Here is a 23,958-nt window from a genome sequence, read left to right on the forward strand (position 1 = left end):
CTACCATCGCTTTTCCACTGGCCATTGTTGGCCGTTAGGGAGAACTTCGTTCTTATGATCCGCCGTTCGTTGCCCGCTGTTTTTGCCCTGATGTTCGCAACCCCTTTGCTGGCGGCTCCTGCCGGCCAACAGACGTTGTTCAACTTTGTGCGCCCTGCCGATGTGGTTCAGGTGACGACTCAGGATGCCAGTCTGCCGCAGTCCAATGCTGAGCAAACAGCCGACGGCGAAGTGTTGCGTCGGGTGACATTCAACCCGGTCGCGCAACCGAGTGTGCGTCTGACCCCGCAAACGGGCGCCTGGGACTGGTCGCAGTCGGGCGTCATGACCTTGCGGGTCCAGAGCGCAATGAGCTGGGCCTTGACCCTGTACGTGAAAATCCAGAGCAACGATGGCAAGACCCTGATCAGCCGTGTCGACTTACCGGCCGGGCCTGCGCAAACCCTGCTGGTGCCGCTGCAGCCGTTTTCGCCATTGAACCAGGGCATGAAAGCCGGCCCACCGATGCCGATGACCTTTGATGGTCAGCGCGTATTGCTGGCCAGCAGCAGCGGGGAGCTGGATCGCAGTCAGGTGGTCTCTGTGACCCTGTCGATGGATCAGCCCAACGTTGCCCAAAGCATCCTGCTTGAGCGCTTCGGCGTGCAGGACGGTGACGCCGTGACCAAGGCGGCTTACGGCGGTCTGGTGGACGCTTACGGTCAATCAACCCGGGCCAAATGGCCGGAGAAGGTCGGCAGTGACGAGCAGCTCAAAAGTGCCACCGCCAAGGAACAGCAACAAACCAAGACCTGGCTCGCCGAGCGCGAGAAGTCGTCGCTGGACAAGTTCGGCGGCTTGAACAAAGGCCCGACGTTCAAGGCCAGCGGTTTTTTCCGCACGGAAAAGCGTGACGGTCGCTGGTATCTGGTGACGCCTGAAGGTCATCCGTTCTATTCGCTGGGGGTCAATACAGTCACCCCGGACATCGACCAGACCTACGTCGAGGGTCGGGAGTGGATGTTCGAGTCCCTGCCAAAACCCGGCGAACCGCTGGCCAGTCACTTTGGCGAAGGCGACAACCGTGGCGGCAATGGGGTGGATCAGGGCCGAAGCTACAATGCCGGTCGCTGGTATGACTTCTACGGCGCCAACTTGCAGCGCCTGTATGGCGAACCGTGCAAGCCGGGCCGTGACACCAAGGCGGGTGTCGCTGAAGCCGCCAAGGCTGAAGCGGTTGAGGCGACGGCCGAGAATACCGCTGAGCCACTGGTCGTTCCAGCAACCACTGAATCGGGTGTCGCCGAAGCCGCCAAGAGCAGCGCGGTTGAGGCGAGCGCCGCGAACACGGTTGAGCAGAAACCTGCCGAACCCTGCAAAGCCGTGGTTGATGAGCAACGCTGGGCCAGCCATACGCTGGACCGTTTGCAAGCCTGGGGCTTCAACACCGTCGGTAACTGGAGCGCCCCGGTTCTGGCCAACGCCGATCGCGTGCCATACACCTTGCCGCTGTCGATCGTCGGTGATTACGCCAGCATCAGCACCGGCACCGACTGGTGGGGCGCCATGCCCGACCCGTTCGATCCGCGTTTCGCCATGGCGACCGAACGTGCAGTGGCCATCGCTGCCCGGGACCATCGCGACGATCCGTGGCTGATCGGTTATTTCGCCGACAACGAACTGGCCTGGGCCGGTCCGGGCGACGATCCCAAGGCTCGGTACGCGTTGGCTTATGGCACCTTGAAAATGACCACTGACGTGCCAGCCAAACGCGCGTTCCTCAAGCAATTGCGCGACAAGTACCGCAACCAGGCGGGCCTGTCCAAAGCCTGGGGCATTGACTTGCCGGCCTGGGAATTGATGGAAGATCCGGGTTTCGTGGCGCCGCTGCCAAGTGCCGATCACCCGGAAATCGAAGCCGACTTCAAATACTTCCAGAAGGTCTTCGCCGACACTTACTTCAAGACCATCTCCGATTCGCTCAAGTGGCACGCGCCGAACCAGCTGTTGCTGGGTGGTCGCTTCGCCATCAGCACCCCTGAAGCCGTCGAGTCCTGCGCGCAGTATTGCGATGTGTTGAGTTTCAACATGTACACCCTGCAACCGCAGGACGGTTACGACTTCGCCCGGTTGCGCAGCCTCGACAAACCGGTATTGATCACCGAATTCAACTTCGGCTCGGCGGATCGCGGCCCATTCTGGGGCGGCGTGACGCAACTGGCGAAGGAAGAAGACCGTGGCCCGGCGTACGCCAACTTCCTCAAACAGGCGATGAGCGAGCCGTCGATTGTCGGGGTGCACTGGTTCCAGTACCTCGATCAACCGGTGACCGGTCGTTTGCTGGATGGTGAGAACGGTCACTTTGGCCTTGTCGGCATCACCGATCTGCCTTTCCAGGGCTTCGTCGACAGCGTGCGCAAGAGCAACCTGGCGATCGTCGATCAATTGGGCAAAGAAGCCGAGAAGGCCAAGGCCGAGGCGGATAAAGCCAGTCACGATGCCACGGGCGGCAGAAAAGCTGATGCCGGCAAAGGTGCGGGGCAGGGCGCCGGCCATACGGGCGGGCACTCGGCCAATGGTCACTGAGTCCTGTTAGATCGCGTTACCGTTTCTTCGCGGGCTTGCCCGCGATGGCGGCCTGACAGGCAACATGAATGTTTGATCCAATCCATGGGCAACCGACCGCCCAGCCCGACCCTGTTCCCAAAACCCTCAAGGGCTGGAACAATGCGGACCACTTTGTAGAGCGTAAATCCAGGAGCGTTGCGGGTGCAGATTCAGGGTCATTACGAACTCCAGTTCGAAGCGGTGCGCGAAGCTTTTGCGGCGCTGTTCGACGATCCTCAGGAACGTGGTGCGGCGCTGTGCATCAAGGTTGGTGGCGAAACCGTCCTTGATCTCTGGTCCGGGACCGCCGACAAGGATGGCCTGGAGGCTTGGCACAGCGACACCATCGCCAACCTGTTCTCCTGCACCAAAACCTTCACCGCCGTCACCGCGCTGCAATTGGTGGCCGAAGGCAAGCTGCAACTGGACGCCCCGGTTGCGCGTTACTGGCCCGAATTCGCCGCTGCCGGCAAAGGGGCCGTGACCCTGCGACAATTGCTCTGCCATCAGGCCGGCCTGCCGGCGTTGCGCGAGTTGCTGGCACCCGAAGCGCTTTACGACTGGCACACCATGGTCGACGCCCTGGCCGCCGAAGAACCGTGGTGGACGCCGGGCGAAGGCCACGGCTATGCGGCCATCACTTACGGCTGGCTGGTGGGCGAGTTGTTGCGCCGTGTCGACGGTCGCGGGCCGGGCGAGTCGATCGTGGCGCGGGTCGCGAAGCCGTTGGGGCTGGATTTTCATGTCGGCCTGGCCGATGAAGAATTCCATCGCGTGGCGCACATCGCCCGTGGCAAGGGCAACGTCGGCGATGCCGCGGCCCAGCGCCTGCTGCAAGTGACCATGCGCGAACCGACGGCCATGACGACCCGGGCCTTCACCAATCCGCCGTCGATCATGACCAGCACCAACAAACCCGAGTGGCGGCGCATGCAACAACCCGCCGCTAATGGCCACGGCAATGCCCGCAGCCTGGCCGGGTTCTACGCCGGTCTGCTGGACGGCAGCCTGCTGGAAAGCGAAATGCTCGATGAGCTGACTCGCGAACACAGCCTTGGCGAAGACAAGACTTTATTGACCCGGACCCGTTTCGGCCTGGGTTGCATGCTCGATCAACCGGATGTCCCGAATGCAACCTATGGCCTCGGCCCACGGGCATTCGGCCATCCGGGCGCTGGCGGCTCCATCGGTTTCGCTGACCCGGAACATGATGTTGCCTTCGGTTTTGTGACCAATACCTTAGGGCCGTACGTCTTGATGGATCCGCGAGCGCAGAAACTTGTGCGAGTACTGGCCACTTGTCTGTAAATCCCGCTCAAGGGTTCCAGTATCGGAACCTGAAAGCCTTTTCAGTTTCAAAGCGTCTGTTTATGCGGGCCGATCCGGTCAGATTTTTTCATTACTTTATTTTGCGGATATCCAATGTCATCCAATAAAACCCTCGCCTTGGCCCTGTGCTTCGCTATCACTGGTTGTGCCCAGACCCCAAAAAATGATTCGGATGGCAGCAGCTGGTGGCCGTTCGGTTCGTCCGACAAAGTCGCCGCAAAAGATCCTGCCGCCCCAGCTCCAGCTCCAGCGCCGGTACCCCTGAAACCAGCCGCCACGGCACCTGTTGCCAAAACAGAGAGCGCAAGCCCTTGGTACTGGCCGTTCGGCTCTGATGACGCGGCGGCCAAAACCCCTGCCAAGCCAGAAGTAAAACCTGAAGCCAAGCCTGTCGAAGTCGCCAAGGCTCAAGCCGATGCGGGTGGCAAATGGTGGTGGCCGTTCGGCGGCAAAGACCAACCTGCCGCCAAAGTCGTGCCGATGCCGGACCCTAAAGTCACCCAGGCCTGGCTCGACGATTACGAGCCGCGCCTGCGCGAGGCCATCAAGGACAGCAACCTCCAACTCGAGCGCCGTGAAAATGTGTTGGTCGTCACCGCGCCAGTTGAAGGCTCGTTCAACCCGGATCGCCCGGCCATGCTGCTGCCGGTGACCCTCGGCCCGTTCACCCGTGTCGCGAAAATCCTTGAAGCCGATCCGAAAACAGCCGTGCTGGTGCTCGGTCACAGCGATACCTCGGGTGCCGCGCCAGCCAACGTCAAACTGAGCCAGGAACGGGCACAAGCCGTGGCCGCGATCTTCCGCCTCAGCGGCCTGCAGCGTGATCGTCTGATGTTGCGTGGTATGGGCGGTGAAGCTCCGCGTGCCGCCAACGACAGCAATGAAGGTCGTGCACTGAACCGTCGTGTGGAAATGCTGGTAACGCCGCAAAACACCATGGTCGCGCTGCTGAGCAAGTACAACATGCCGGCGCCAGCGCCTGTGACAATGGTCGCATCCAAGACCATCCAGCCAGTGGCTGCGCCGGTCACTCCTGCGCCAGCGGCGAAGAAGGCTGCTGTGCCTGCGGCGAAAAAAGCGCCGGCCAAGAAAGCCACCGCCAAGAAAGCACCGGCTAAAACCGCGACACCGGCGAAAAAAACGGCTCCCGCCAAAGCCGCAGCAGCTGACAAGAAAGTCGTTGCCGCCGATGCTGACAAAAAGTGATTCGTTAACTAAAAGGAATGCGCCATGACACAGGGCCTGGCTGATATGCGTCGCGACTACACCCGTGATGGCCTGACCGAGGCGCAAGCCCCGGCCGAGCCGTTCGGGCTGTTCCATCAGTGGTTTGGCGACGCGGTGAAAACCGAGCAACCGCCGGTGGAGGCCAACGCCATGACGCTGGCCACGGTCGATCAGGACGGTCGACCGCATTGCCGCATTCTGCTGCTCAAGGGGCTGGACGAGGAGGGCTTTACCTTCTTCACCAACTACGACAGCGCCAAGGGCCAGCATCTGGCGGCGAACCCGTTCGCCGCCATGACTTTTTTCTGGCCAACCCTGGAGCGTCAGGTGCGCATCGAAGGGCGGGTCGTGAAGGTCACCCCTGAAGAGTCCGACGCCTATTTCCAGGTCCGGCCGCTGGGCAGTCGCCTCGGTGCCTGGGCTTCGCCTCAGAGCCGGGTGATCGCCGACCGTGCCGAGCTTGAAGCGCTGCTCAAGACCACCGAACAACGTTTCAGTGACACTCAGCCACACTGCCCGGAACACTGGGGCGGTTATCGCTTGCTACCCGAGCGCATCGAGTTCTGGCAGGGTCGTCCGAGCCGCCTGCACGATCGCCTCAACTATCGCTTGCAAGGCACCCACTGGACGCTTGAACGTCTGGCGCCTTAAACAGTCTACCGATCGCAATAGCCTGCCGCAGCGGCTTCAAGCCACTGTGGCAGGTCCCGTCGCTTTATTTTCTGTGCATGCGCGTTCTTCAGTTGCTGGAGCATGAATGCTTTTTTCTTTTCGTCTTTACCCGCCAGGGCCAACGCCAGATCGCGGTCCATCCAGCGTTTGATCCGCACATAAAGCCACCAGTGAAAGTACAATCCGGCGGCCGTGGTGATGAAAATGATGAAATAATCCATGAGAATCCCAGGGTCAGTGGCGCAGGTTTTTGAATATCCCGCTACTGTGTGGTGAGTTTCGAAGCGCCTGTACCGGGCCTGAATGAAAACAATTTTATCCGGGCGATGCCGTGACACGCGTCAAGCTGCGGAGTTTAATGAACACCTGTCCTTTGGAGTTGATGCTATGCGTAAGTCTGTTCTGCTGGTTGCTTCCTTTTCCACGATGGCGATGTTGCTTACCGGCTGCCAATCGAGCCTGACCGGTGACTCCTACTCCCGTGACGAAGCGCGTCGTGTACAGACCGTTCGCATGGGCACCATCGAATCGCTGCGTCCGGTCAAAATCGAAGGCACCAAGACCCCAATCGGCGGCGCTGCGGGCGCTGTGGTGGGTGGTGTTGGCGGCAGTGCTATTGGCGGCGGCAAAGGCAGCATCGTCGCTGCAGTCATCGGCGCCGTCGCTGGCGGCCTTGCGGGCTCGGCTGCTGAAGAAGGCCTGACTCGTACTCAAGGCGTCGAAATCACCGTTCGCGAAGACGATGGCAGCATGCGCGCCTACGTCCAGGAAGTTCAGCCAAACGAAGTGTTCCGTGTGGGTGAGCGTGTGCGGATCGCCACTGTTAATGGGACTAGCCGCGTTTCGCACTAAGCGCGAACGAAAGGTAAAAGAAAACCCCGATCAGGTGACTGGTCGGGGTTTTTTGTGTCATGGCCGCCAATATCTTCAGTCACCAATTGTCACGGTAGACGAACGATATTTGGTAGTCGTAGAGGGGCAATCGAATGACATGTCTGAAGTGAGGTTGAAGTGTACTGACCCAATCGGGGGTAACGTTAAATCCACCGTTGTTAATGTTATTTTCTATCGGCAGACCCAATGCTTCAATCAAGGATCCATCATCACCAAAATCTGCGGATAACTCCTCCCCTTGGCCCATCTCAGTTTGTTTGTCATACCATTCAAGTCTTATTTTTAAGCCCATAACGTCCTCATAAGTATTTTTTGATACTGCGATTTTTCTTGGGGGGATCTAGTCGCTCACCCGTTTTATGGTCGAATGAACCTAGGTGGCTGCCATCACTTGAGCGATACGCCTCAAGCTCACCATGCAGAAAATCCCACTCGTAGATTGTTCTGCCTTTTGCGTCTATCCAGCGATCCCGGAGGCCTCCCTTGTATGGGGTTTTCTTTTTTACTCTCCTTAGTCCGGGAAATGCGGTTATGTCCTCGGTTTCGGGAGCCGGGTGATAGGTGTGGCCTGCTTCGGCAGTACCGTTGCGGCGTACGCTAACCACAATGTAAACCGGCTTCACCCCCGAATTCGCCGGAAACACAAGGATGAAATCCTTGTACTCAGGCGGATAAACCGGATCGACGATGATGCTGTCAGCCTGTTTCGTCGGCGGATACACCCAGATATGCGGCGCTTGTGGTGCAGCCTCCAACGCTGGAATCCCGAGGATGTCCGAAGCATCCACAGCCGGTGTCCAGATCAGCTCAACCCCGTCCCCCAGATCCGCCACCTGCTGACTGCCGCGCAATGTGAACTGCACAACATCAACCATTTCCCAATCGCGGTTCTTGCCGGTGTAAAACGCGTAACCCTTGAGACGGCCGTCAGTCTGTTGCTCGACCTGCAGACGAACGCGGGTTCTGGCCTGTTTCAGGGCGCGCAATTGATCTTCGGTGTAGAGCGCGCTATCGCCCAGGCTAGGCGTCCAGAACAACGCGACCACAGTGGCCAATGCGGCAGTTCCAGCGGCGCCAATTGCGGCGATCGGAACAGAGAGAGCCGGGGCGCTTAGTGCAAGTCGGCCAATGCCGAGCGAGAGGGTGCTGCCGCTGATGGTTTCGAGGTTCAGCAGCCCGGCATCGTCTGCATCGCGAGCGCCGAGCCAGGCGACTTCGCCGTAATCCTTGAGGCTGTCGGTGGGCACCATGCCCGAAGGATTCTAGTAGTCGATGATGGCGTCCGGCAGATTGCAGGACTTGGCGAAGACGCAGCCCGCGCGAACGGATTCAGCCTTTTTCTGGGAGCCCCCGCGACTGCGCTCGAAGGCATCTTGCCTCTTGAGCATGGCGTCGTAAGCGTTCTGTCGGGCCTCCCGCTTGGCCAGTTCGGTGGCCGTCATGAAGCGGTGAGTGACGTGATGTCCGTCGCCGGACGGTGGGTTTTGAACCCTGGGGACTTCCTTGTTGCCAGCCACTGATCTTCCTTGCGTTCGTACGTCGACAGCCCTCTGGAAAAGGGGCTGTGCGACGTTAACGAACGAGGCTAATCGTGGCTGTAGGACGAATCCTGAATGTCGTTAAGAGTGTTCTCTAACGCTCAGGATTGCAGTGCGGTGCGCTTGCGACTTGCCGCCGCCGTTACCGCATAACCGATCAAGGCAGCCAGAATCGAACCGGTCAAAATTCCCATCCGGTCCATCCCGGCGTACTCGCTGACGCCCGGCTCAAACGCCAGGGAGCCGACAAACAGGCTCATGGTGAAACCGATCCCGCAAAGGATCGCCACACCCAGCACGTGGCCCCAATTGGCGCCTTGGGGCAAGGCGGCGATGCCGATTTTCACCGCCAGCCAGGTCAGGCCGAACACACCCAGCGTCTTGCCCAATAGCAGGCCAACTGCGATGCCCATCGGCACATGGTGGGTGAAACTCTCTGCGGTCAAGCCGCTCAGGGACAGGCCGGCGTTGGCGAAGGCGAACAACGGCAGGATGCCGTAGGCCACCCATGGATGCAGGGCGTGCTCGAGGGTTAGCAGCGGCGACGGCTCGGCGTTTTTCGTGCGCAATGGAATGCAGAACGCAAGAGTCACGCCGGCCAGTGTCGCGTGGACACCGCTCTTGAGCACGCAGACCCAGAGGATCAAACCGATGATCATGTACGGTCCGAGCTTGACCACCCCGAGCCGGTTCATCGCGATCAATGCCACGATGCACGCCGCGGCCAACGACAGTGAAAGGGTCGAGAGCGCGCCGGAATAGAAGATCGCAATGACGATGATCGCGCCGAGGTCGTCGATGATCGCCAGCGTCATCAGGAACAGTTTCAGCGATACCGGCACGCGCTTGCCCAGCAGGGCGAGGACGCCAAGGGCAAAGGCGATATCGGTGGCCATCGGGATGGCCCAGCCACTCAGGGCGGCAGGATTGTCACGGTTGAGAAACCAGTAAAGCAAAGCTGGCACCACCATGCCGCCAATCGCTGCCGCGCCGGGCAGGACGATTTGCGAAGGTTTCGACAACTGACCGTCGAGGACTTCGCGCTTCACTTCCAGACCGATTAGAAGGAAGAACAAGGCCATCAGGCCGTCGTTGATCCACAGCAGCGCTGGTTTGGCGATTTGCAGCGCGCCGACCTGAGCCACGACCGGCGTGTCCAGAAAGCTGCTGTAAAGCCACGACAGCGGGGAATTGTTGATGATCAAAGCCAGGGCTGCGGCGGCGATCAGTAACAGACCGCTGGCAGCTTCCAACTGAAAGAAACGCGTGAAAGTGCTACGCAGAGGCAAGGTCGCTCTCCATCGATGAATTCAAAAGGTGGCACACCCTAACCCGTACCGTTAGTTGTTAAAACAAAAGTTATATTCTTTTTTGTTATATGTCGTTACAACGTCAAGGGAGTGATGGACCTGAGCCTAGCAGTTGCCGGACGTATTGGGTCTCAGCTGTATCTGTGCGTGCTGTGGGATTTTTCCTAAGCTTATTGGCTGAGCCTTGCAACAAGGCCGACTTGACGAGAAAACCATCATGAACGACAACCGCCAGTGGGCCCGCGAAGCCATCCGGATCATTGAAGCCGATTTCCAGCGCAGCGCCGACACGCACCTGATTCCCCTGCCTCTGCCGGGCTTGCCGGGCATCGAGTTGTATTTCAAGGATGAATCCAGCCATCCCACCGGTAGCCTCAAACATCGCCTGGCTCGCTCGTTGTTTCTTTATGCGTTGTGTAACGGCTGGCTGAAACCCGGCGCGCCGGTAATCGAAGCGTCCAGTGGTTCGACGGCGATTTCCGAGGCGTACTTCGCCCGGTTGCTGGGCTTGCCGTTCATTGCCGTGATGCCGGCGACCACCTCCAAGGAGAAAATCGCGCAGATCGCTTTCTATGGCGGCAAGAGTCACCTGGTTGATGATCCGACGCAGATCTACGCCGAGTCCGAGCGCCTGGCGCGTGAACATGACGGCCATTTCGTCGATCAGTTCACCTACGCCGAACGCGCCACCGACTGGCGCGCGAACAACAACATCGCCGAGTCGATCTTCCAGCAAATGCGCTTCGAGCAGCACCCCGAGCCGAGCTGGCTGATTTCCAGCCCCGGCACTGGCGGCACCACCGCCACGCTGGGGCGCTACGTGCGTTATCGCCAGCATTGCACCCGCGTGCTGTGCGCCGATGCCGAGCGTTCGGTGTTCTTCGATTACTACCAGACCGGCGATGCCACGCTGCGGCTGGATCACGGCTCGCGGATCGAAGGCATTGGCCGGCCTCGGGTCGAAGCGTCGTTCCTGCCCAAGGTGATCGATGCGATGGTCAAGGTGCCGGACGCGTTGTCACTGGCGGCCATGCATTACCTGGCGCAGCGTTTGGGTCGTCGGGTTGGCGGGTCGAGCGGCACCAACCTGATCGGCGCCTTGATGGCGGCGCAACAGATGGTGGCGGCGGGGGAGTCGGGGTCGATCGTGGCGATTCTGTGTGACGGCGGCGAGCGTTATGAAACCAGTTACTACGATCAGGACTGGCTCAAGGCTCAGGGGTATGAGTTGAGTGGGTTGATGGATGCGGTGGCGGCGACGGTCGAGCGCGGGGAGCCTCTGCCGGACACCGTACTGCGCGCCAATATCTGACCCAATGATCGTTCCCACGCTCCGCGTGGGAATGCCTCACCGGACGCTCTGCGTCCGCTTTTGGGACGCGGAGCGCCCCTGGCTGCATTCCCACGCAGAGCGTGGGAACGATCATCTCGGGGTCAGGCTTCCAGGCCGAGAATATCCCGGGCAACCGCTTCAGCAATCCGAATCCCGTCGACACCCGCCGACAGAATCCCGCCTGCATAACCTGCGCCTTCACCCGCCGGGAACAAGCCCTTCACGTTCAGGCTCTGCATCGATTCGTTGCGGGTGATGCGCAGCGGAGACGAGGTACGCGTCTCGATCCCGGTCAACACCGCGTCATGCAGCGAATAACCGCGAATCTGCTTTTCGAAGGCCGGCAACGCTTCGCGAATGGCTTCGATGGCAAACGCCGGCAAGGCCAGCGCCAGATCACCCAGGGCAACCCCGGGTTTGTAGGAAGGTTCGACACTGCCCAACTCGGTGGAAGGCTTGCCCGCAATAAAGTCGCCGACCAGTTGCGCCGGCGCTTGGTAATTGCTGCCGCCCAGCACATAAGCGTGGGATTCCAGGCGTTCCTGCAACTCGATGCCGGCCAGCGGGCCGCCCGGATAGTCGACTTCCGGGGTGATCCCGACGACGATCCCGGAGTTGGCGTTGCGCTCGTTGCGCGAGTACTGGCTCATGCCGTTGGTGACTACACGACCCGGCTCTGAAGTCGCCGCGACCACGGTGCCGCCCGGGCACATGCAGAAGCTGTAGACCGAACGACCGTTTTTGGCGTGGTGCACCAGTTTGTAGTCGGCAGCGCCGAGTTTCGGGTGACCGGCGTACTTGCCCAGACGGGCGCGGTCGATCAGCGATTGCGGGTGTTCGATGCGGAAGCCCACCGAGAACGGCTTGGCTTCCATGTACACGCCACGGCCATGCAGCATGCGGAACGTGTCCCGAGCGCTGTGACCGAGGGCCAGAATCACGTGCCTGGAGTGAATCTGCTCGCCGCCATCAAGCTCGACGCCGACCAGTTGGCCGTCCTCGATCAACACGTCGGTGACGCGCTGCTGGAAGCGCACTTCGCCGCCCAGGGCGCGAATCTGCTCACGCATGTTTTCCACAACGCCGGTCAGGCGGAATGTACCGATGTGCGGCTTGCTGACGTAAAGGATTTCTTCCGGCGCACCGGCCTTGACGAACTCGTGCAGGACCTTGCGACCGATGAATTTCGGGTCCTTGATCTGGCTGTAGAGCTTGCCGTCGGAGAACGTCCCCGCGCCGCCTTCACCAAATTGTACGTTGGACTCCGGGTTGAGCACGCTTTTGCGCCACAGGCCCCAGGTGTCCTTGGTGCGCTGGCGCACTTCGGTGCCGCGTTCGAGGATGATTGGCTTGAAGCCCATTTGCGCAAGGATCAGGCCGGCGAAAATCCCGCAGGGCCCGAAGCCGACGACGACCGGGCGTTGTTGCAGATCGGCTGGCGCCTGGCCGACGACTTTGTAGCTGACATCCGGCGCTACGTTGACGTTACGGTCATCGGCGAACTTGTGCAGCAGCGCGGCCTCATCCTTGGCGGTGAGGTCGATGGTGTAGATGAAGCACAGTTCGGAGGATTTTTTACGCGCATCGTAGCTGCGCTTGAACAAGGTGAAATCGAGCAGGTCATCATTGGCGATGCCCAGGCGCTGCACGATGGCAGGGCGCAGGTCTTCATCGGGATGGTCGATCGGCAGCTTGAGTTCGGTGATTCGTAACATGACAGGATCCGGTTCGCGGGGCGCACAACTGCGCCAAGGCGTTTGAAGCCCGCGATTATAAGCCTCAAAGGATGATTCCAGTGAGGCTAAAACGATCAGTCGTTACGCGATCCGCCGAAATACCCGCAGCCGCGCTGCACCTGGCCATTGATGCGCAGTTCGGCGCTCATGTGCTCGATGGCGCCGGTGGTGCTGTCGACGCAGCGTTGCGGCGCGACCCACAATTCGATGTGCTGGTTATTGGCTTCGGTGCTGAGGTTGAAACGGCCATCGCCCAGTTGTTCTTCAACATAAGGCACGGCGAGTGGAGGTTGGCCTGCGCGGTCGATGACCATGCCCTTGCCGCTGACCTTGACGTTCCACTCGGGCGTGTGGCCGGAGGCGCGCAGGATCAGCAGTTTGAAATTGGGGTCGTCGCACGCGGTGCCCGAGCGCTCGACGCGGTACAGCTGTTCCAGATCGAAGCGACTACCGTCAATCCGGCCACGCACGTCGGCGAACAGCTTGCCTTGATCATCGGCCAGGCTTGCGGCCTCTTGCAGGATGCTAGTGCCGCCAGTGTCGTTGACCACCAGACTGCGTTGTTCATTGCATGGCTGGAACAGCAGCTTGCCATCCGCCGCCGTCAGCTGCCCCTGCAGGCGGGTCTGGCCCACGTGGGAGGCACTTTCACGCGAGCCATCAAACAATTGGCAGGCGGCAAACAACGGCAGCAGGGCGACAAGGACTAAGGAACGGGCGACACGCATCTTCGGTTCTCCAGACAAGTGCCGCCACGTTACGCAGGCGAGCTTGCGATCACAAGGCTTGTGTACAGGGGATTGAGTTGCCAGGTGCGTCCCAGCATAGTGGCGCATTTGTCCAGGATCGGGCCCACTACGGCATGAAACATCACCTCTCTGTTTTCCCCAAACGGCTGTACGCATTGGATGCACTGCGCGGTATCGCGGCGTTGGCGGTGGTGTTCTGGCACTGGCAGCACTTCTTTTTTCAAGGGGCGTTGCCGGGGTTGCTGCAAACCGCACAGCAACCTTTCTACAGCGTGTTCTCATTGTTTTATCAACACGGTGGCGATGCGGTCGCGCTGTTTTTCAGCCTGTCGGGGTTCATCTTTTTCTGGTTGTTCGGTCAAGCGGTGGCGCGGCGGGAGCTGACGGGAAAACAATTTTTCATCGAGCGTTTCAGCCGTATTTATCCATTGCACCTGGCAACCTTTGCCGCTGTTGCGCTGTTGCAGATGGTCTACACACGGTATGCGGGAAACGCTTTTGTTTATCCGTACAACGATCTCTATCACGGCGTGTTGAACGTTTTTCTCGCCCCTGCGTGGGGTTTGGAGCACGGTTGGTCATTCAACGGTCCGGCCTGGTCGATCTCTGTTGAGGTGCTGCTCTATGCGGCGTTTTTCCTGCTGTGGCGTTATTCACCTTTTCCGACGCTGATCAGCGTTTTGTTGATCGCTATAGCCGCTTACGTCTTTCCTGCGCAGTACAAAATCAGCCTTGGAGTACTCAGTTTTTTCTGTGGTGGCGTTGGCTATATGTGGGTGGAAGCGCTGCTGCAACGCGCGCCCGCACGATGGGTAGGGATAGGTTTAACGATGGGGTGTGTGGTGGGTTGGTGGCTGTTTGATGCAACTCAGCCGTTGATCAAGTTTGCGCTGCTGTTTCCGCTGACGATCATGGCCATCGCGGCGTGTCATCAACTCCTTGAACCGGTCGCAAGACGCCTGGCGTGGCTGGGCGATATCAGTTACGCCTCCTATTTGCTGCACTTCCCGCTGCAAATCATCGCCGCGCTGCTGGCGGATAAATTCTTCCCGGGGCGAGCAGTGTTCTATCAGCCGTGGACGTTGCTGTTGTACTTTGCGGTGCTGATCAGTGTCAGCCTGATGTGCCATCGCTGGTTCGAACGACCGATGCAACAATGGCTGCGGCAGTTCGAAGGTGGGCGCCTGACGAGCGGTGTAATCGCTCGTCAGTAACGCGTCAGAAAGGACGCTCAGCCCACGTGAAAGGTCTGACCTGTTTGCAGGCCTTCCACACTTTTGGCGTAGGCCAATGCCACATCCACCGCAGGAACCGCCTTGTAGCCCCGGAAGTACGGCGCATAACTGCCCATTGCTTCGACCAGCACGGTCGGGCTGATCGAGTTCACTCGCAGACCCCGAGGCAGTTCGATGGCCGCCGCTCGCACGAAGCTGTCCAGCGCGCCATTAACCAGTGCAGCCGAGGCGCCGCTGCGAATCGGGTCGTGGCTGAGCACGCCGGTGGTGAACGTGAACGAGGCGCCGTCATTGGCGAATTCGCGGCCGATCAGCAGCAGGTTGACCTGGCCCATCAGCTTGTCTTTCAGGCCCAGCGCGAAGCTTTCTTCGGTCATTTCATCCAGTGGCGCGAAGGTGACATTGCCGGCGGCGCAGACCAGGGCATCGAATTTTCCGGTTTTTTCGAACAGCTTGCGGATCGATGCGCTGTCGCTGATATCAACCTGAAAATCACCGCTCTTACGGCCGATGCGGATGACTTCGTGACGCTGGGACAATTCCTTGTCGACAGCCGAACCGATGGTGCCGCCTGCGCCTATCAAAAGAATTTTCATCGTGCTGTTCCTCGAAGTGGTTGAACGAGGTTGAAGTCTAGAGTGGTTTTTTCCATTGATAAGCGCACTAATAGGCAACCTTTGGTTTTCAAATGGAAACAATCCATGAGCGAGATGGATGATCTGGCGGCGTTTGCAGTGTTGATCGAAGCTGGGAGTTTTACCCTGGCGGCGCAACAATTGGGTTGCAGCAAAGGGCAGCTGTCCAAGCGCATCAGCTTGCTGGAAACGCGCTTTTCCGTGGTTCTGCTGCAACGCACCACGCGCCGCTTGAGCCTGACCGCGGCGGGTGCGGCGTTGTTGCCTCAGGCTCAGGCATTGGTGGTTCAGGTCGAGAAGGCACGTCAGGCACTGGCGCGGTTGAAGGACGACATGGCGGGACCGGTGCGCATGACTGTTCCGGTTTCACTGGGCGAAACCTTCTTCGATGGGCTGCTGCTGGAGTTTTCCGGCCAATACCCCGAGGTGCAGATCGAGCTGGATCTGAGCAACAGCTACCGGGATTTATCCCGCGACGGTTTTGACCTGGCGATCCGCTCCGATGTGAACAACGACGACCGCCTGGTGGCACGTCCGTTATTGGCCTGGCACGAGATGACCTGTGCCAGCCCGGCCTACCTCGCACATTTCGGCGAACCGCAGACGCCACAGGCATTGGCCGACCATCGTTGCCTGCTCAACAGCCATTACAGCGGTCGCGAAGAATGGCTTTACCACCAGCAACACGAGTTGATGCGAGTGCGGGTTTCCGGCCCGTTCGCCAGCAATCACTACAGTCTGTTGAAAAAAGCCGCGCTGGCGGGCGCCGGCATTGCGCGGTTGCCGTCTTACCTGTTGCAAGCGGAATTGGCGGACGGTCGATTGCGCTGGCTCCTGCGCGATTATCAGACCCGGAGCATGCCGATGTACCTGGTGCACGCCTATCAGGGTGGCCTGCCGAAACGTACGCAAGTGCTGGCGGATTACTTGATCGACTGGTTCAAGCGCAGCGGCGAGGCACTGGATCGGCTTCAGCGATAACGCTTGGCGATCAGGTGATCGATCGACAGTTTGCCCGGCCCGGTTGTCATCAGGTACAGCAACACCGCCGCCCAAGTGCCATGAGTCGGGTAAGCATCGGGGTACACGAACAGTTGAATGGTCAGGGTCATGCCCAGCAATGCCAAGGCTGAAAACCGGGTGGCGAAGCCGATCAGGATCAGGATCGGGAAGAAATGCTCGGCAAAGGCTGCCAGGTGCGCCGCCAGTTCCGGGGTCAGCAACGGCACGTGGTATTCGCTCTGGAATAGCGGGATGGTCGAGTCCGCCAGACGGGGAACACCCAGGTGAAAGGAGCCGTCGAACAGGTCGATGGCCAAGCCTTCGACCTTGGTTTGCCCGGATTTCCAAAACACCGCGGCAATAGAGAAGCGCGCGATAAAGGCGATCAGGCTGCGAGGAATCTTTTCCAGCAATGCGATGGCGCGGTCGATGGGGTTCAGTGATTCAGTCCGAATGTTCATGGCGATACCTTGTTTTTGTGTAAGTGGGTGATGGCGTTGCGGCTGATCAGCAGCGCCAGGGTCTGGCCAAGGTCGAAAGTCGGGGCGGCTTGCAGTGCCCGCATCAGTGACTGGCCGTTTTGCAGGTGCTGAATGAACGCACTCGCACCTTGGTCGATGGCGAAGACTTCGACTTCCAGGCCGTTGCGCAACACCAGCGCGTGTTGTCCGAGATTCAGATCAATCCCTGCCAGCGTTGCTTGCTGTTGATGCGCAGCCCAGATCGCGACCACGGCGAAGGCTGAATTCAACAGGTGCAATGAGGGATGAAGTGTGACGGTGAACTCGCTCAGGCCTTGCGGGTCGGCGAGTGCGGCGGCGATCCGTTCAGGGCTCAGGGGTTGCGCATCGGCAGCGTGATAAGCCATGACGCGCAGGCGCTCCAATCGGGCGATGTCGGCCAGATACGGCACGCTGGCGGCAGGCGCAAAGCCTTCGATGAACGTCGCCAGATCGTGGCCATAGCCGCTCATCAACGGGCTCGTCGGCGGGCTGTTTTGCACATGAATCCCGGCCATGGCCCGGAAGAACTCGTCGCCCACCAACTGCTGGACCACGGGGTAACTGTCGGCCAGCGCATTGATCAACGAGCTCTGCACATTGTTGCGATACACCGCGAAACGGCTGGCCGGATCGGCGCCATTGGCGCTGATCAATCCGTCAGGGCAGGGGCGTTGCGAATCGAGCAGGGCGGCAGCGAAATCGGCTTGGTGGCTCATGACCGGACCTCGGCGCACTGCAACAGCCTGTCGGCCTGACGCGCTTCGGCGTGCAGCACGTTGAAGGCCGGTAGTTGATTGTCACGCTCGATCAACGTCGCCATCGGGCCGACTCGCTCCAGCACCTGCCGGTATAACGCCCACACGGCGTTATCGATGGGCGCACCGTGATCATCGATCAGCAGACGGTCACCGAGGTTGTCGGTGTCTTCGGCAAACCCAGCCAGATGAAGCTCGCCCACGGCGTGAAGGGGCAGGGCGTCGATATAGGCCAGAGGATCGCGTTGATGATTAATGCTCGAGACGTAGACGTTGTTCACGTCCAGCAGCAGTCCGCAGCCCGTGCGGTTGATGACTTCGCGGATGAAGTCGGCTTCATCGATCGTCGAGCGCTCGAACGCTAGATACGTCGCCGGATTCTCCAGCAACATCCGGCGTTTGAGCGTGGTTTGCACCTGATCGATGTGTTCGCAGACGCGGTTCAGCGTCGGCGTGTCATAGGCCAATGGCAACAGGTCATTGAGAAACACCGGGCCGTGGCTGGACCAGGCCAGGTGTTCGGAAAAGGCGTGGGGTTGATAACGCTCAATCAGCCAGGCCAGGCGTTGCAGGTGCTGGGTGTCCAGCGGACCTTCGGCACCGATGGACAAGCCAACGCCATGCAACGACAGCGGATACTGCTCGCGGATCAATCCCAGGTAATGATGAAAAGGACCGCCGGCCACCATGTAGTTTTCGGCGTGTACCTCGAAGAAACCGATGTTCGGTTGTGAGCCGAACACTTCACGAAAGTGCTCGGTCTTGAGCCCCAGCCCGGCGCGAGGCGGAAGCTCGAACGGTAAATTGTTCATGGTCGACACTCAGGCTGGGAACGGATCAGGCCTTGGCTTTGAACGCTTCGGTCTGACCGAAACCGGTCGACGAGGTCATGCTTTCGGTGGTGGTGCAGGTGCCTTTAGGGACCAGTTTCCAGGCGTTGCTCTGGTAGTCGGTTTTCGAGGTGCCAGCGCACGTGGTGCCGGCACCGGCGGCGCAATCGTTTTTGCCTTTGAGGGAAACACCGAAGCATTTTTCCATATCGCCGGCTGCGGCTTGGGCTGTGGAGACGGCGGCCATGCTCAGCGCGGAACCGAGGGCCAGAACCAGGGCGGTAGCGGACAGGGTGCGGGTGGTAGCAGTCATGATGTTTCTCCGAAAGTGAGCTTGGGTTGGCAAGCGTTTGTGCTTGCTTGCCTCACTAGAGGAGGGGCATCGCGATGCGTTACAGCCCAGGGCGAAATTTTATTTGAGAACCTCAAAACAACCCCCCGATCCCACAGAGAATGTTCGTTGCCTCAGAGGCTTTTGACAGGCACAAAAAAACGGCCCGAAGGCCGTTTTCTGTTTACCGCAAAGGTTCAACCACCCAAGTACGCTTCACGCACTTTCGGATCCGTCAGCAGCGCTTCCCCAGTGCCGGACATCACCACCCGACCGTTCTCCAGAACGTAGGCGCGGTCAGCGATTTTCAGTGCCTGGTTGGCGTTTTGCTCCACCAGGAACACGGTCACGCCATCCTTGCGCAGCTGTTCGATGATGTCGAAGATCTGCTGGATGATGATCGGTGCCAGGCCCAACGATGGCTCGTCGAGCAGCAGCAGTTTGGGTTTGCTCATCAGCGCACGGCCGATGGCGAGCATTTGCTGTTCGCCACCGGACATGGTGCCGCCGCGTTGGGCGAAGCGCTCTTTCAGGCGTGGAAAAAGTCCGAGAACCTTGTCCATCTGTTCCTCATAGTCGCCCTTGTCGGTGAAGAATCCGCCCATGGCGAGGTTCTCTTCCACGGTCAGACGGGCAAACACCCGACGACCTTCCGGCACGACCGCGATGCTTTTACGCATGATCTGCGACGAGTCCTGGCCGACGAGTTCCTCACCCATGTAGCGGATGCTGCCGCTGTGGGCTTGCGGCGAACCGCAGAGCGTCATCAGCAGGGTCGACTTGCCGGCACCGTTGGCGCCGATCAGGGTCACGATCTCGCCCTGGCGGACTTCGACGTTGACGCTGTGCAGCGCCTGGATCTTGCCGTAGAAGGTGGAAACGTTTTCGAATTGCAGCATTTACGCTTCCCCCAGGTAGGCTTTGATCACTTCAGGATTGTCGCGGATCTGTTCCGGCGTGCCGTCGGCCAGAGGCGTGCCCTGGTTGATCACGACGATGTGGTCGGAAATGCTCATGACCAGTTTCATGTCGTGTTCGATCAACAGCACGGTGACGTTGTGCTCTTCACGCAGCACGCTGATCAGCGCCTTGAGGTCTTCGGTTTCCTTCGGGTTCAGACCAGCAGCCGGTTCGTCGAGCATGAGGATGCGCGGGCGCGTCATCATGCAGCGAGCGATTTCCAGACGGCGCTGCTGACCGTAGGCCAGGGTGCCGGCCGGACGGTTGGCGAACCCCTTGAGGTTGACCTTCTCCAGCCAGTACTCGGCGAACTCCATGGCTTCGCGTTCGCTCTTGCGAAAGCCCGGGGTCTTGAACAGGCCCGCCAGGAAATTGGTGTTCAGGTGACGGTGCTGGGCGATCAAGAGGTTCTCGACCGCTGTCATGTCCTTGAACAGTCGCACGTTCTGGAAGGTGCGCACCACGCCTTTGAGGGCGATCTTGTGGCCAGGCAGGCCTTCGATCGGCTCACCGTCCAGCAGGATGCTGCCGCCGCTCGGTTTGTAGAAACCGGTCAGGCAGTTGAACACGGTGGTCTTGCCGGCGCCGTTGGGGCCGATCAATGCCACGACCTGTTTTTCCTTCACGCTCAGGGCTACGCCGTTGACCGCGAGCAAGCCGCCGAAGCGCATGCTCAGATTTTCGACTTTCAGGATCTCGCGGCTCATTTGCGCAGCTCCATGTGAGGACGTTGCATGGGCAGCAGACCTTGAGGACGCCAGATCATCATCAGCACCATCAAGGCGCCGAACATCAACATGCGGTATTCACTGAACTCACGCATCATTTCCGGCAACAGGATCATCACCGTGGCGGCAAGTACGACACCCAGTTGCGAGCCCATGCCACCGAGTACCACGATGGCGAGGATGGTCGCCGATTCGATGAAGGTGAAGGACTCCGGTGTCACCAGGCCCTGACGCGCGGCGAAGAAGCTGCCGGCGAAACCGGCGAAGCACGCACCCAGGGTGAACGCTGAAAGCTTGATCGCCGTCGGGTTCAGACCCAGAGCACGGCAGGCGATTTCGTCTTCACGCAGCGCTTCCCACGCACGGCCCAGAGGCATGCGCAGCAAGCGGTTGATGACAAACAGGGCGAACAGCGACAACAACACCGCGATCAGGTAAAGGAAAATGACCTTGTTCACCGGGTTGTAGGTCAGGCCGAAGTACTCGTGGAACGTCTGCATCCCCTCTGCCGCGGTTTTATCAAAGGTCAGTCCGAAGAGTGTTGGCTTTGGAATGTTGCTGATGCCGTTCGGACCGCCCGTGATGTCGGTCAGGTTACGCAGGAACAGTCGGATGATTTCACCGAAGCCCAACGTCACGATCGCCAGATAGTCACCGCGCAGGCGCAGTACCGGGAAACCGAGCAGGAAGCCGAAGGTGGCCGCCATCAGGCCGGCAATCGGCAAGCAGATCCAGAAACTCAGACCGTAGTAGTGCGACAGCAGCGCGTAGCTGTAGGCGCCGACGGCGTAGAAGCCGACATAACCGAGGTCGAGCAGGCCGGCCAGGCCGACCACGATGTTCAGGCCCAGGCCGAGCATCACGTAGATCAACACCAGCGTTGCGATGTCCACCGCTCCGCGCGAGCCGAAGAACGGCCAGACCAGTGCACCGATGATCAACGCAATGATGATCCAGCGTTGAGTGGTCGGCAGGGTCAGGAAGTTACTGGCCTTGGCCGGCATCACCGGCATGTTGGGCGAGGACTTCCAGGCCGAGCTGATCTGCTGGTCGAACAGCACGCGCAGGAACATCAGCACCGAGCACACGGCGATGGTGATCAGCGTACCGGTACTGGTGCCATGGACTTCGAGGTTGATACCGACAATGGTCAGTTTCAGACCGAGTACCGGGTAGGCCACGGCCCACACCAGCAAGGCGCTGAACAACGCCTGTTTAAGATTCCTAGTCATACTTTCTCAACCTCCGGACGGCCCAGCAGGCCGGTTGGCCGGAACAACAACACCAGAACCAATAGGCCGAACGCCACGACGTCCTTGTACTGGTCGCCGAAGATATCGGCACCAAAGGCTTCCGCCACCCCCAGCACGATCCCGCCGAGCATGGCGCCGGGGATGCTGCCGATGCCGCCCAGTACCGCGGCGGTGAAGGCCTTGAGGCCGACGAGGAAACCGGCGTTCGGGTTGATCACGCCGTATTGCATGCTCAGCAGCACGGCCGCGATGGCCGCCAGTGCGGCACCGATGACGAAGGTCAGGGCGATGATGTTGTTGGTGTTGATACCCAGCAGGTTGGCCATCTTGATGTCTTCGGCACAGGCGCGACAGGCGCGACCCAGGCGAGAGCGGGAGATGAACAGCGTCAGGCCGAGCATGGCGACCAGGGTCACCACGAACACCACGATTTGCATGTAGGAAATCAGCACTTCATGTGCGCCACCTGGCCCGATGGCGAAGTTGCCGGGGATCAGGTTGGGGATGGATTTGTCCTTGGAGTCTTGCGCCAGCAGAACCGTGTTCTGCAGGAAGATCGACATACCGATGGCGGAAATCAGCGGAATCAGACGGTTGCTGCCGCGCAGGGGGCGGTAGGCAATTCGTTCGATGCTGTAGCCGTAGGCACTGGTCACGACGATGGTCGCGAGGAAAGCGGCGGTCATCAACAGCGGAACACTGTCGAGTCCCATCATGGACAGGCCCGCGATGGCGATGAACGCCACGTAGGAACCGATCATGTACACCTCGCCGTGGGCGAAGTTGATCATTCCAATGATGCCGTAAACCATCGTATAGCCGATGGCGATCAGGGCATACGTGCTGCCAATGGTCAGGCCATTAACCAGCTGTTGGAAGAAGTGATAGATGTCAGGCATTACAGCGCTCCTAAAAACCTGATACGCATTTCACTGGTGGAGTCATTTTCCCGCTCGAGCCCCGTGGATCTGCATCCACTTCGAACGCGAGGTTTGCCAGCGAACCGCTGATGACGGTTTTGAGATTTTCAGGTGGGGAGACTGGCGGATCACGCCAGCGCGGCCCAATACGTTCGTAAAACAAAGCCCACGGCACGCCGTGGGCTTTGTAGGCAGTCAGTTCGGCAAGGCCTTACTGAGGCGAAGCTTCAGTTTTTGGTTTGCCGAAGTGCCACTCGTAAACCACAAATTTGAAGTCTTTCAGGTCGCCCTTGGCGTCGAAGCTCAGGTCGCCAGTCGGGGTCTTGAAAGTGCCTGCGTGGATGGCAGCAGCCACTTTCGCAGGGTCTTCGCTCTTGGCGGCAGTGATACCACCGGCGATGACTTCAACAGCCGAGTAGGCCGGGAACACGAACGGACCGCTCGGGTCTTCTTTCTTCGCTTTGAACGCGTCAGCCAGTGCAACGTTGGCCGGATCCTGGTCGAAAGACTTCGGCAGGGTTACCAACAGGCCTTCGGAAGCGTCTTTGGCGATCTGCGAAATGGAGTCGTTACCCACGCCTTCCGGACCCATGAACTTGGCTTTCAGGCCTTTTTCCTGTGCTTGACGCAGGATCAGGCCCAGCTCTGGGTGGTAGCCGCCGTAGTAGACGAAGTCAACGTTGGCTTGCTTGAGCTTGGAGATCATCGAGGAGAAGTCTTTGTCGCCGGCGTTGATGCCTTCGAACACGGCAACCTTGACGCCTTTGCCTTCCAGGGTCTTCTTCACGGCGGTGGCGATGCCTTCGCCGTATTGCTGTTTGTCGTGCAGCACAGCAACGATTTTCGGTTTTACGTGATCGGCAATGTAGTTACCGGCGGCAGGGCCCTGGGCGCTGTCCAGACCGATGGTGCGGAACACCATTTTGTAACCACGGTTGGTGATGTCCGGGCTGGTGGCAGCCGGGGTAATCATGATCACGCCCTCGTCTTCGTAGATGTCCGAAGCCGGTTGGGTGGAGCTGGAGCACAGGTGACCGACCACGAACTTGACGCCGTCGTTGACGACTTTGTTCGCGACCGCTACCGCTTGTTTTGGATCACAGGCGTCATCGTATTCAACGGCTTCGAGTTTCTTGCCGTCTACGCCGCCTTTGGCGTTGATCTGTTCGATGGCCATTTTGGCGCCACTGAACTGCATGTCGCCGTATTGGGCTACAGGACCGGTTTTAGGGCCGGCGATGCCGATCTTGATGGTGTCAGCTGCGAACGAATGGCTGGCAACCCCGGCCAGAACCATAGCGGCAAACAGTTTGGAAATCTGCTTAGTAGCCTTAGTCATAGTGCTCCACTCTTACTGTTGTAGTTTTTATAGTCCTGGCGCCGTAGCAGCAGAACCGGGTCAGATATCTTCGATATCCTCCGGAAAATGCCC

Annotated in this window: 23 protein-coding genes and 1 pseudogene; 8 read left to right on the plus strand and 16 right to left on the minus strand. The window is 59.6% G+C overall.

Going from position 1 to position 23,958, the window contains the following annotated elements:
• Nucleotides 1-54: 54 nt before the first annotated feature.
• The 4 genes from BLQ41_RS11615 to pdxH all read left to right on the plus strand — a co-directional run bounded on the left by BLQ41_RS11615 (nt 55) and on the right by pdxH (nt 5,793).
• A complete protein-coding gene (locus tag BLQ41_RS11615; protein ID WP_090180890.1) occupies nt 55-2,565 on the plus strand; it encodes a beta-agarase in 2,511 nt (836 codons plus the stop codon).
• Between the two features lie 183 nt (nt 2,566-2,748).
• Nucleotides 2,749-3,894, plus strand: coding sequence for a serine hydrolase domain-containing protein (locus tag BLQ41_RS11620; protein WP_090180893.1), 1,146 nt, complete (start codon nt 2,749-2,751; stop codon nt 3,892-3,894).
• Between the two features lie 114 nt (nt 3,895-4,008).
• Nucleotides 4,009-5,121 carry an OmpA family protein gene (locus BLQ41_RS11625; protein WP_090180896.1) on the plus strand — a complete coding sequence of 371 codons (1,113 nt, stop codon included), beginning with the start codon at nt 4,009-4,011 and terminating at the stop codon, nt 5,119-5,121.
• A gap of 24 nt (nt 5,122-5,145) precedes the next feature.
• The gene (gene pdxH, locus BLQ41_RS11630) at nt 5,146-5,793 is read left to right on the plus strand and encodes a pyridoxamine 5'-phosphate oxidase (protein ID WP_090180899.1); all 648 of its coding nucleotides are present in this window, start codon (nt 5,146-5,148) and stop codon (nt 5,791-5,793) included.
• A gap of 5 nt (nt 5,794-5,798) precedes the next feature.
• Here the strand turns inward: pdxH and BLQ41_RS11635 are convergent, their stop codons facing one another.
• Nucleotides 5,799-6,035 carry a hypothetical protein gene (locus tag BLQ41_RS11635; RefSeq protein ID WP_090180901.1) on the minus strand — a complete coding sequence of 79 codons (237 nt, stop codon included), beginning with the start codon at nt 6,033-6,035 and terminating at the stop codon, nt 5,799-5,801.
• A 166-nt stretch (nt 6,036-6,201) separates the two neighbouring features.
• Between BLQ41_RS11635 and BLQ41_RS11640 the strand changes: the two genes are divergently transcribed.
• Nucleotides 6,202-6,666 carry an outer membrane lipoprotein gene (locus tag BLQ41_RS11640; protein WP_090180903.1) on the plus strand — a complete coding sequence of 155 codons (465 nt, stop codon included), beginning with the start codon at nt 6,202-6,204 and terminating at the stop codon, nt 6,664-6,666.
• A 79-nt stretch (nt 6,667-6,745) separates the two neighbouring features.
• On the opposite strand, the gene BLQ41_RS11645 is transcribed toward BLQ41_RS11640, so the two are convergent.
• The 3 genes and pseudogenes from BLQ41_RS11645 to nhaA all read right to left on the minus strand — a co-directional run bounded on the left by BLQ41_RS11645 (nt 6,746) and on the right by nhaA (nt 9,535).
• The gene (locus BLQ41_RS11645) at nt 6,746-7,000 is read right to left on the minus strand and encodes a colicin E3-like toxin immunity protein (RefSeq protein ID WP_090180905.1); all 255 of its coding nucleotides are present in this window, start codon (nt 6,998-7,000) and stop codon (nt 6,746-6,748) included.
• Nucleotides 7,001-7,007: 7 nt separating this feature from the next.
• Nucleotides 7,008-8,225: pseudogene (locus BLQ41_RS11650) on the minus strand (S-type pyocin domain-containing protein).
• A 122-nt stretch (nt 8,226-8,347) separates the two neighbouring features.
• Nucleotides 8,348-9,535 (minus strand): Na+/H+ antiporter NhaA, encoded by a 1,188-nt coding sequence (gene nhaA, locus BLQ41_RS11655; RefSeq protein ID WP_090180907.1) that lies wholly within the window; start codon nt 9,533-9,535, stop codon nt 8,348-8,350.
• A 235-nt stretch (nt 9,536-9,770) separates the two neighbouring features.
• Here nhaA and BLQ41_RS11660 point away from each other — a divergent pair, with 235 nt between their 5' ends.
• Nucleotides 9,771-10,868, plus strand: a complete 1,098-nt coding sequence (locus BLQ41_RS11660) for a PLP-dependent cysteine synthase family protein (protein ID WP_197678945.1) — start codon at nt 9,771-9,773, stop codon at nt 10,866-10,868.
• A gap of 122 nt (nt 10,869-10,990) precedes the next feature.
• Here BLQ41_RS11660 and BLQ41_RS11670 read toward each other — a convergent pair whose 3' ends face one another.
• Together BLQ41_RS11670 and BLQ41_RS11675 are read right to left on the minus strand one after the other, a co-directional pair.
• Entirely contained in the window at nt 10,991-12,604 is a 1,614-nt protein-coding gene (locus tag BLQ41_RS11670; protein ID WP_090180911.1) for an NAD(P)/FAD-dependent oxidoreductase, read from the minus strand.
• 95 nt (nt 12,605-12,699) lie between these two features.
• On the minus strand, nt 12,700-13,353 hold the full coding sequence (locus BLQ41_RS11675; protein WP_090180913.1) for a COG3650 family protein: 654 nt from the start codon (nt 13,351-13,353) through the stop codon (nt 12,700-12,702).
• Nucleotides 13,354-13,487: 134 nt separating this feature from the next.
• Here BLQ41_RS11675 and BLQ41_RS11680 point away from each other — a divergent pair, with 134 nt between their 5' ends.
• On the plus strand, nt 13,488-14,588 hold the full coding sequence (locus BLQ41_RS11680; protein ID WP_090180916.1) for an acyltransferase family protein: 1,101 nt from the start codon (nt 13,488-13,490) through the stop codon (nt 14,586-14,588).
• Between the two features lie 17 nt (nt 14,589-14,605).
• Here BLQ41_RS11680 and BLQ41_RS11685 read toward each other — a convergent pair whose 3' ends face one another.
• Nucleotides 14,606-15,205 carry a short chain dehydrogenase gene (locus BLQ41_RS11685; RefSeq protein WP_090180918.1) on the minus strand — a complete coding sequence of 200 codons (600 nt, stop codon included), beginning with the start codon at nt 15,203-15,205 and terminating at the stop codon, nt 14,606-14,608.
• A gap of 105 nt (nt 15,206-15,310) precedes the next feature.
• Here BLQ41_RS11685 and BLQ41_RS11690 point away from each other — a divergent pair, with 105 nt between their 5' ends.
• Nucleotides 15,311-16,225 carry a LysR family transcriptional regulator gene (locus BLQ41_RS11690; RefSeq protein ID WP_090180921.1) on the plus strand — a complete coding sequence of 305 codons (915 nt, stop codon included), beginning with the start codon at nt 15,311-15,313 and terminating at the stop codon, nt 16,223-16,225.
• On the opposite strand, the gene BLQ41_RS11695 is transcribed toward BLQ41_RS11690, so the two are convergent.
• The 9 genes from BLQ41_RS11695 to BLQ41_RS11735 all read right to left on the minus strand — a co-directional run bounded on the left by BLQ41_RS11695 (nt 16,216) and on the right by BLQ41_RS11735 (nt 23,865).
• Nucleotides 16,216-16,707: a DoxX family protein gene (locus BLQ41_RS11695; RefSeq protein WP_090180923.1), complete on the minus strand. Its 492-nt coding sequence runs from the start codon at nt 16,705-16,707 to the stop codon at nt 16,216-16,218. The genes BLQ41_RS11690 and BLQ41_RS11695 overlap by 10 nt on opposite strands.
• Nucleotides 16,704-17,465, minus strand: coding sequence for an HvfC/BufC N-terminal domain-containing protein (locus BLQ41_RS11700; protein ID WP_090180926.1), 762 nt, complete (start codon nt 17,463-17,465; stop codon nt 16,704-16,706). Before BLQ41_RS11700 ends, BLQ41_RS11695 begins: the two co-directional genes overlap by 4 nt.
• Nucleotides 17,462-18,316, minus strand: a complete 855-nt coding sequence (gene bufB, locus BLQ41_RS11705) for an MNIO family bufferin maturase (RefSeq protein ID WP_090180929.1) — start codon at nt 18,314-18,316, stop codon at nt 17,462-17,464. The genes BLQ41_RS11700 and bufB overlap by 4 nt, the downstream gene beginning before the upstream one ends.
• 25 nt (nt 18,317-18,341) lie before the next feature.
• Nucleotides 18,342-18,647: a BufA1 family periplasmic bufferin-type metallophore gene (locus BLQ41_RS11710; protein WP_090180932.1), complete on the minus strand. Its 306-nt coding sequence runs from the start codon at nt 18,645-18,647 to the stop codon at nt 18,342-18,344.
• Between the two features lie 215 nt (nt 18,648-18,862).
• Nucleotides 18,863-19,564, minus strand: coding sequence for an ABC transporter ATP-binding protein (locus BLQ41_RS11715; protein WP_090180934.1), 702 nt, complete (start codon nt 19,562-19,564; stop codon nt 18,863-18,865).
• Nucleotides 19,565-20,332: a high-affinity branched-chain amino acid ABC transporter ATP-binding protein LivG gene (gene livG / locus BLQ41_RS11720; protein WP_090180937.1), complete on the minus strand. Its 768-nt coding sequence runs from the start codon at nt 20,330-20,332 to the stop codon at nt 19,565-19,567.
• Complete coding sequence (locus BLQ41_RS11725; RefSeq protein WP_090180939.1) at nt 20,329-21,585, minus strand: high-affinity branched-chain amino acid ABC transporter permease LivM; 1,257 nt, start codon at nt 21,583-21,585, stop codon at nt 20,329-20,331. The genes livG and BLQ41_RS11725 overlap by 4 nt, the downstream gene beginning before the upstream one ends.
• Nucleotides 21,582-22,505: a high-affinity branched-chain amino acid ABC transporter permease LivH gene (gene livH, locus BLQ41_RS11730; RefSeq protein ID WP_090180942.1), complete on the minus strand. Its 924-nt coding sequence runs from the start codon at nt 22,503-22,505 to the stop codon at nt 21,582-21,584. Before livH ends, BLQ41_RS11725 begins: the two co-directional genes overlap by 4 nt.
• Nucleotides 22,506-22,737: 232 nt before the next feature.
• Nucleotides 22,738-23,865, minus strand: a complete 1,128-nt coding sequence (locus tag BLQ41_RS11735) for a branched-chain amino acid ABC transporter substrate-binding protein (RefSeq protein WP_090180945.1) — start codon at nt 23,863-23,865, stop codon at nt 22,738-22,740.
• Nucleotides 23,866-23,958: the final 93 nt, after the last annotated feature.

It is taken from the genome of Pseudomonas arsenicoxydans (assembly GCF_900103875.1).
GTDB lineage: Bacteria > Pseudomonadota > Gammaproteobacteria > Pseudomonadales > Pseudomonadaceae > Aquipseudomonas > Aquipseudomonas arsenicoxydans.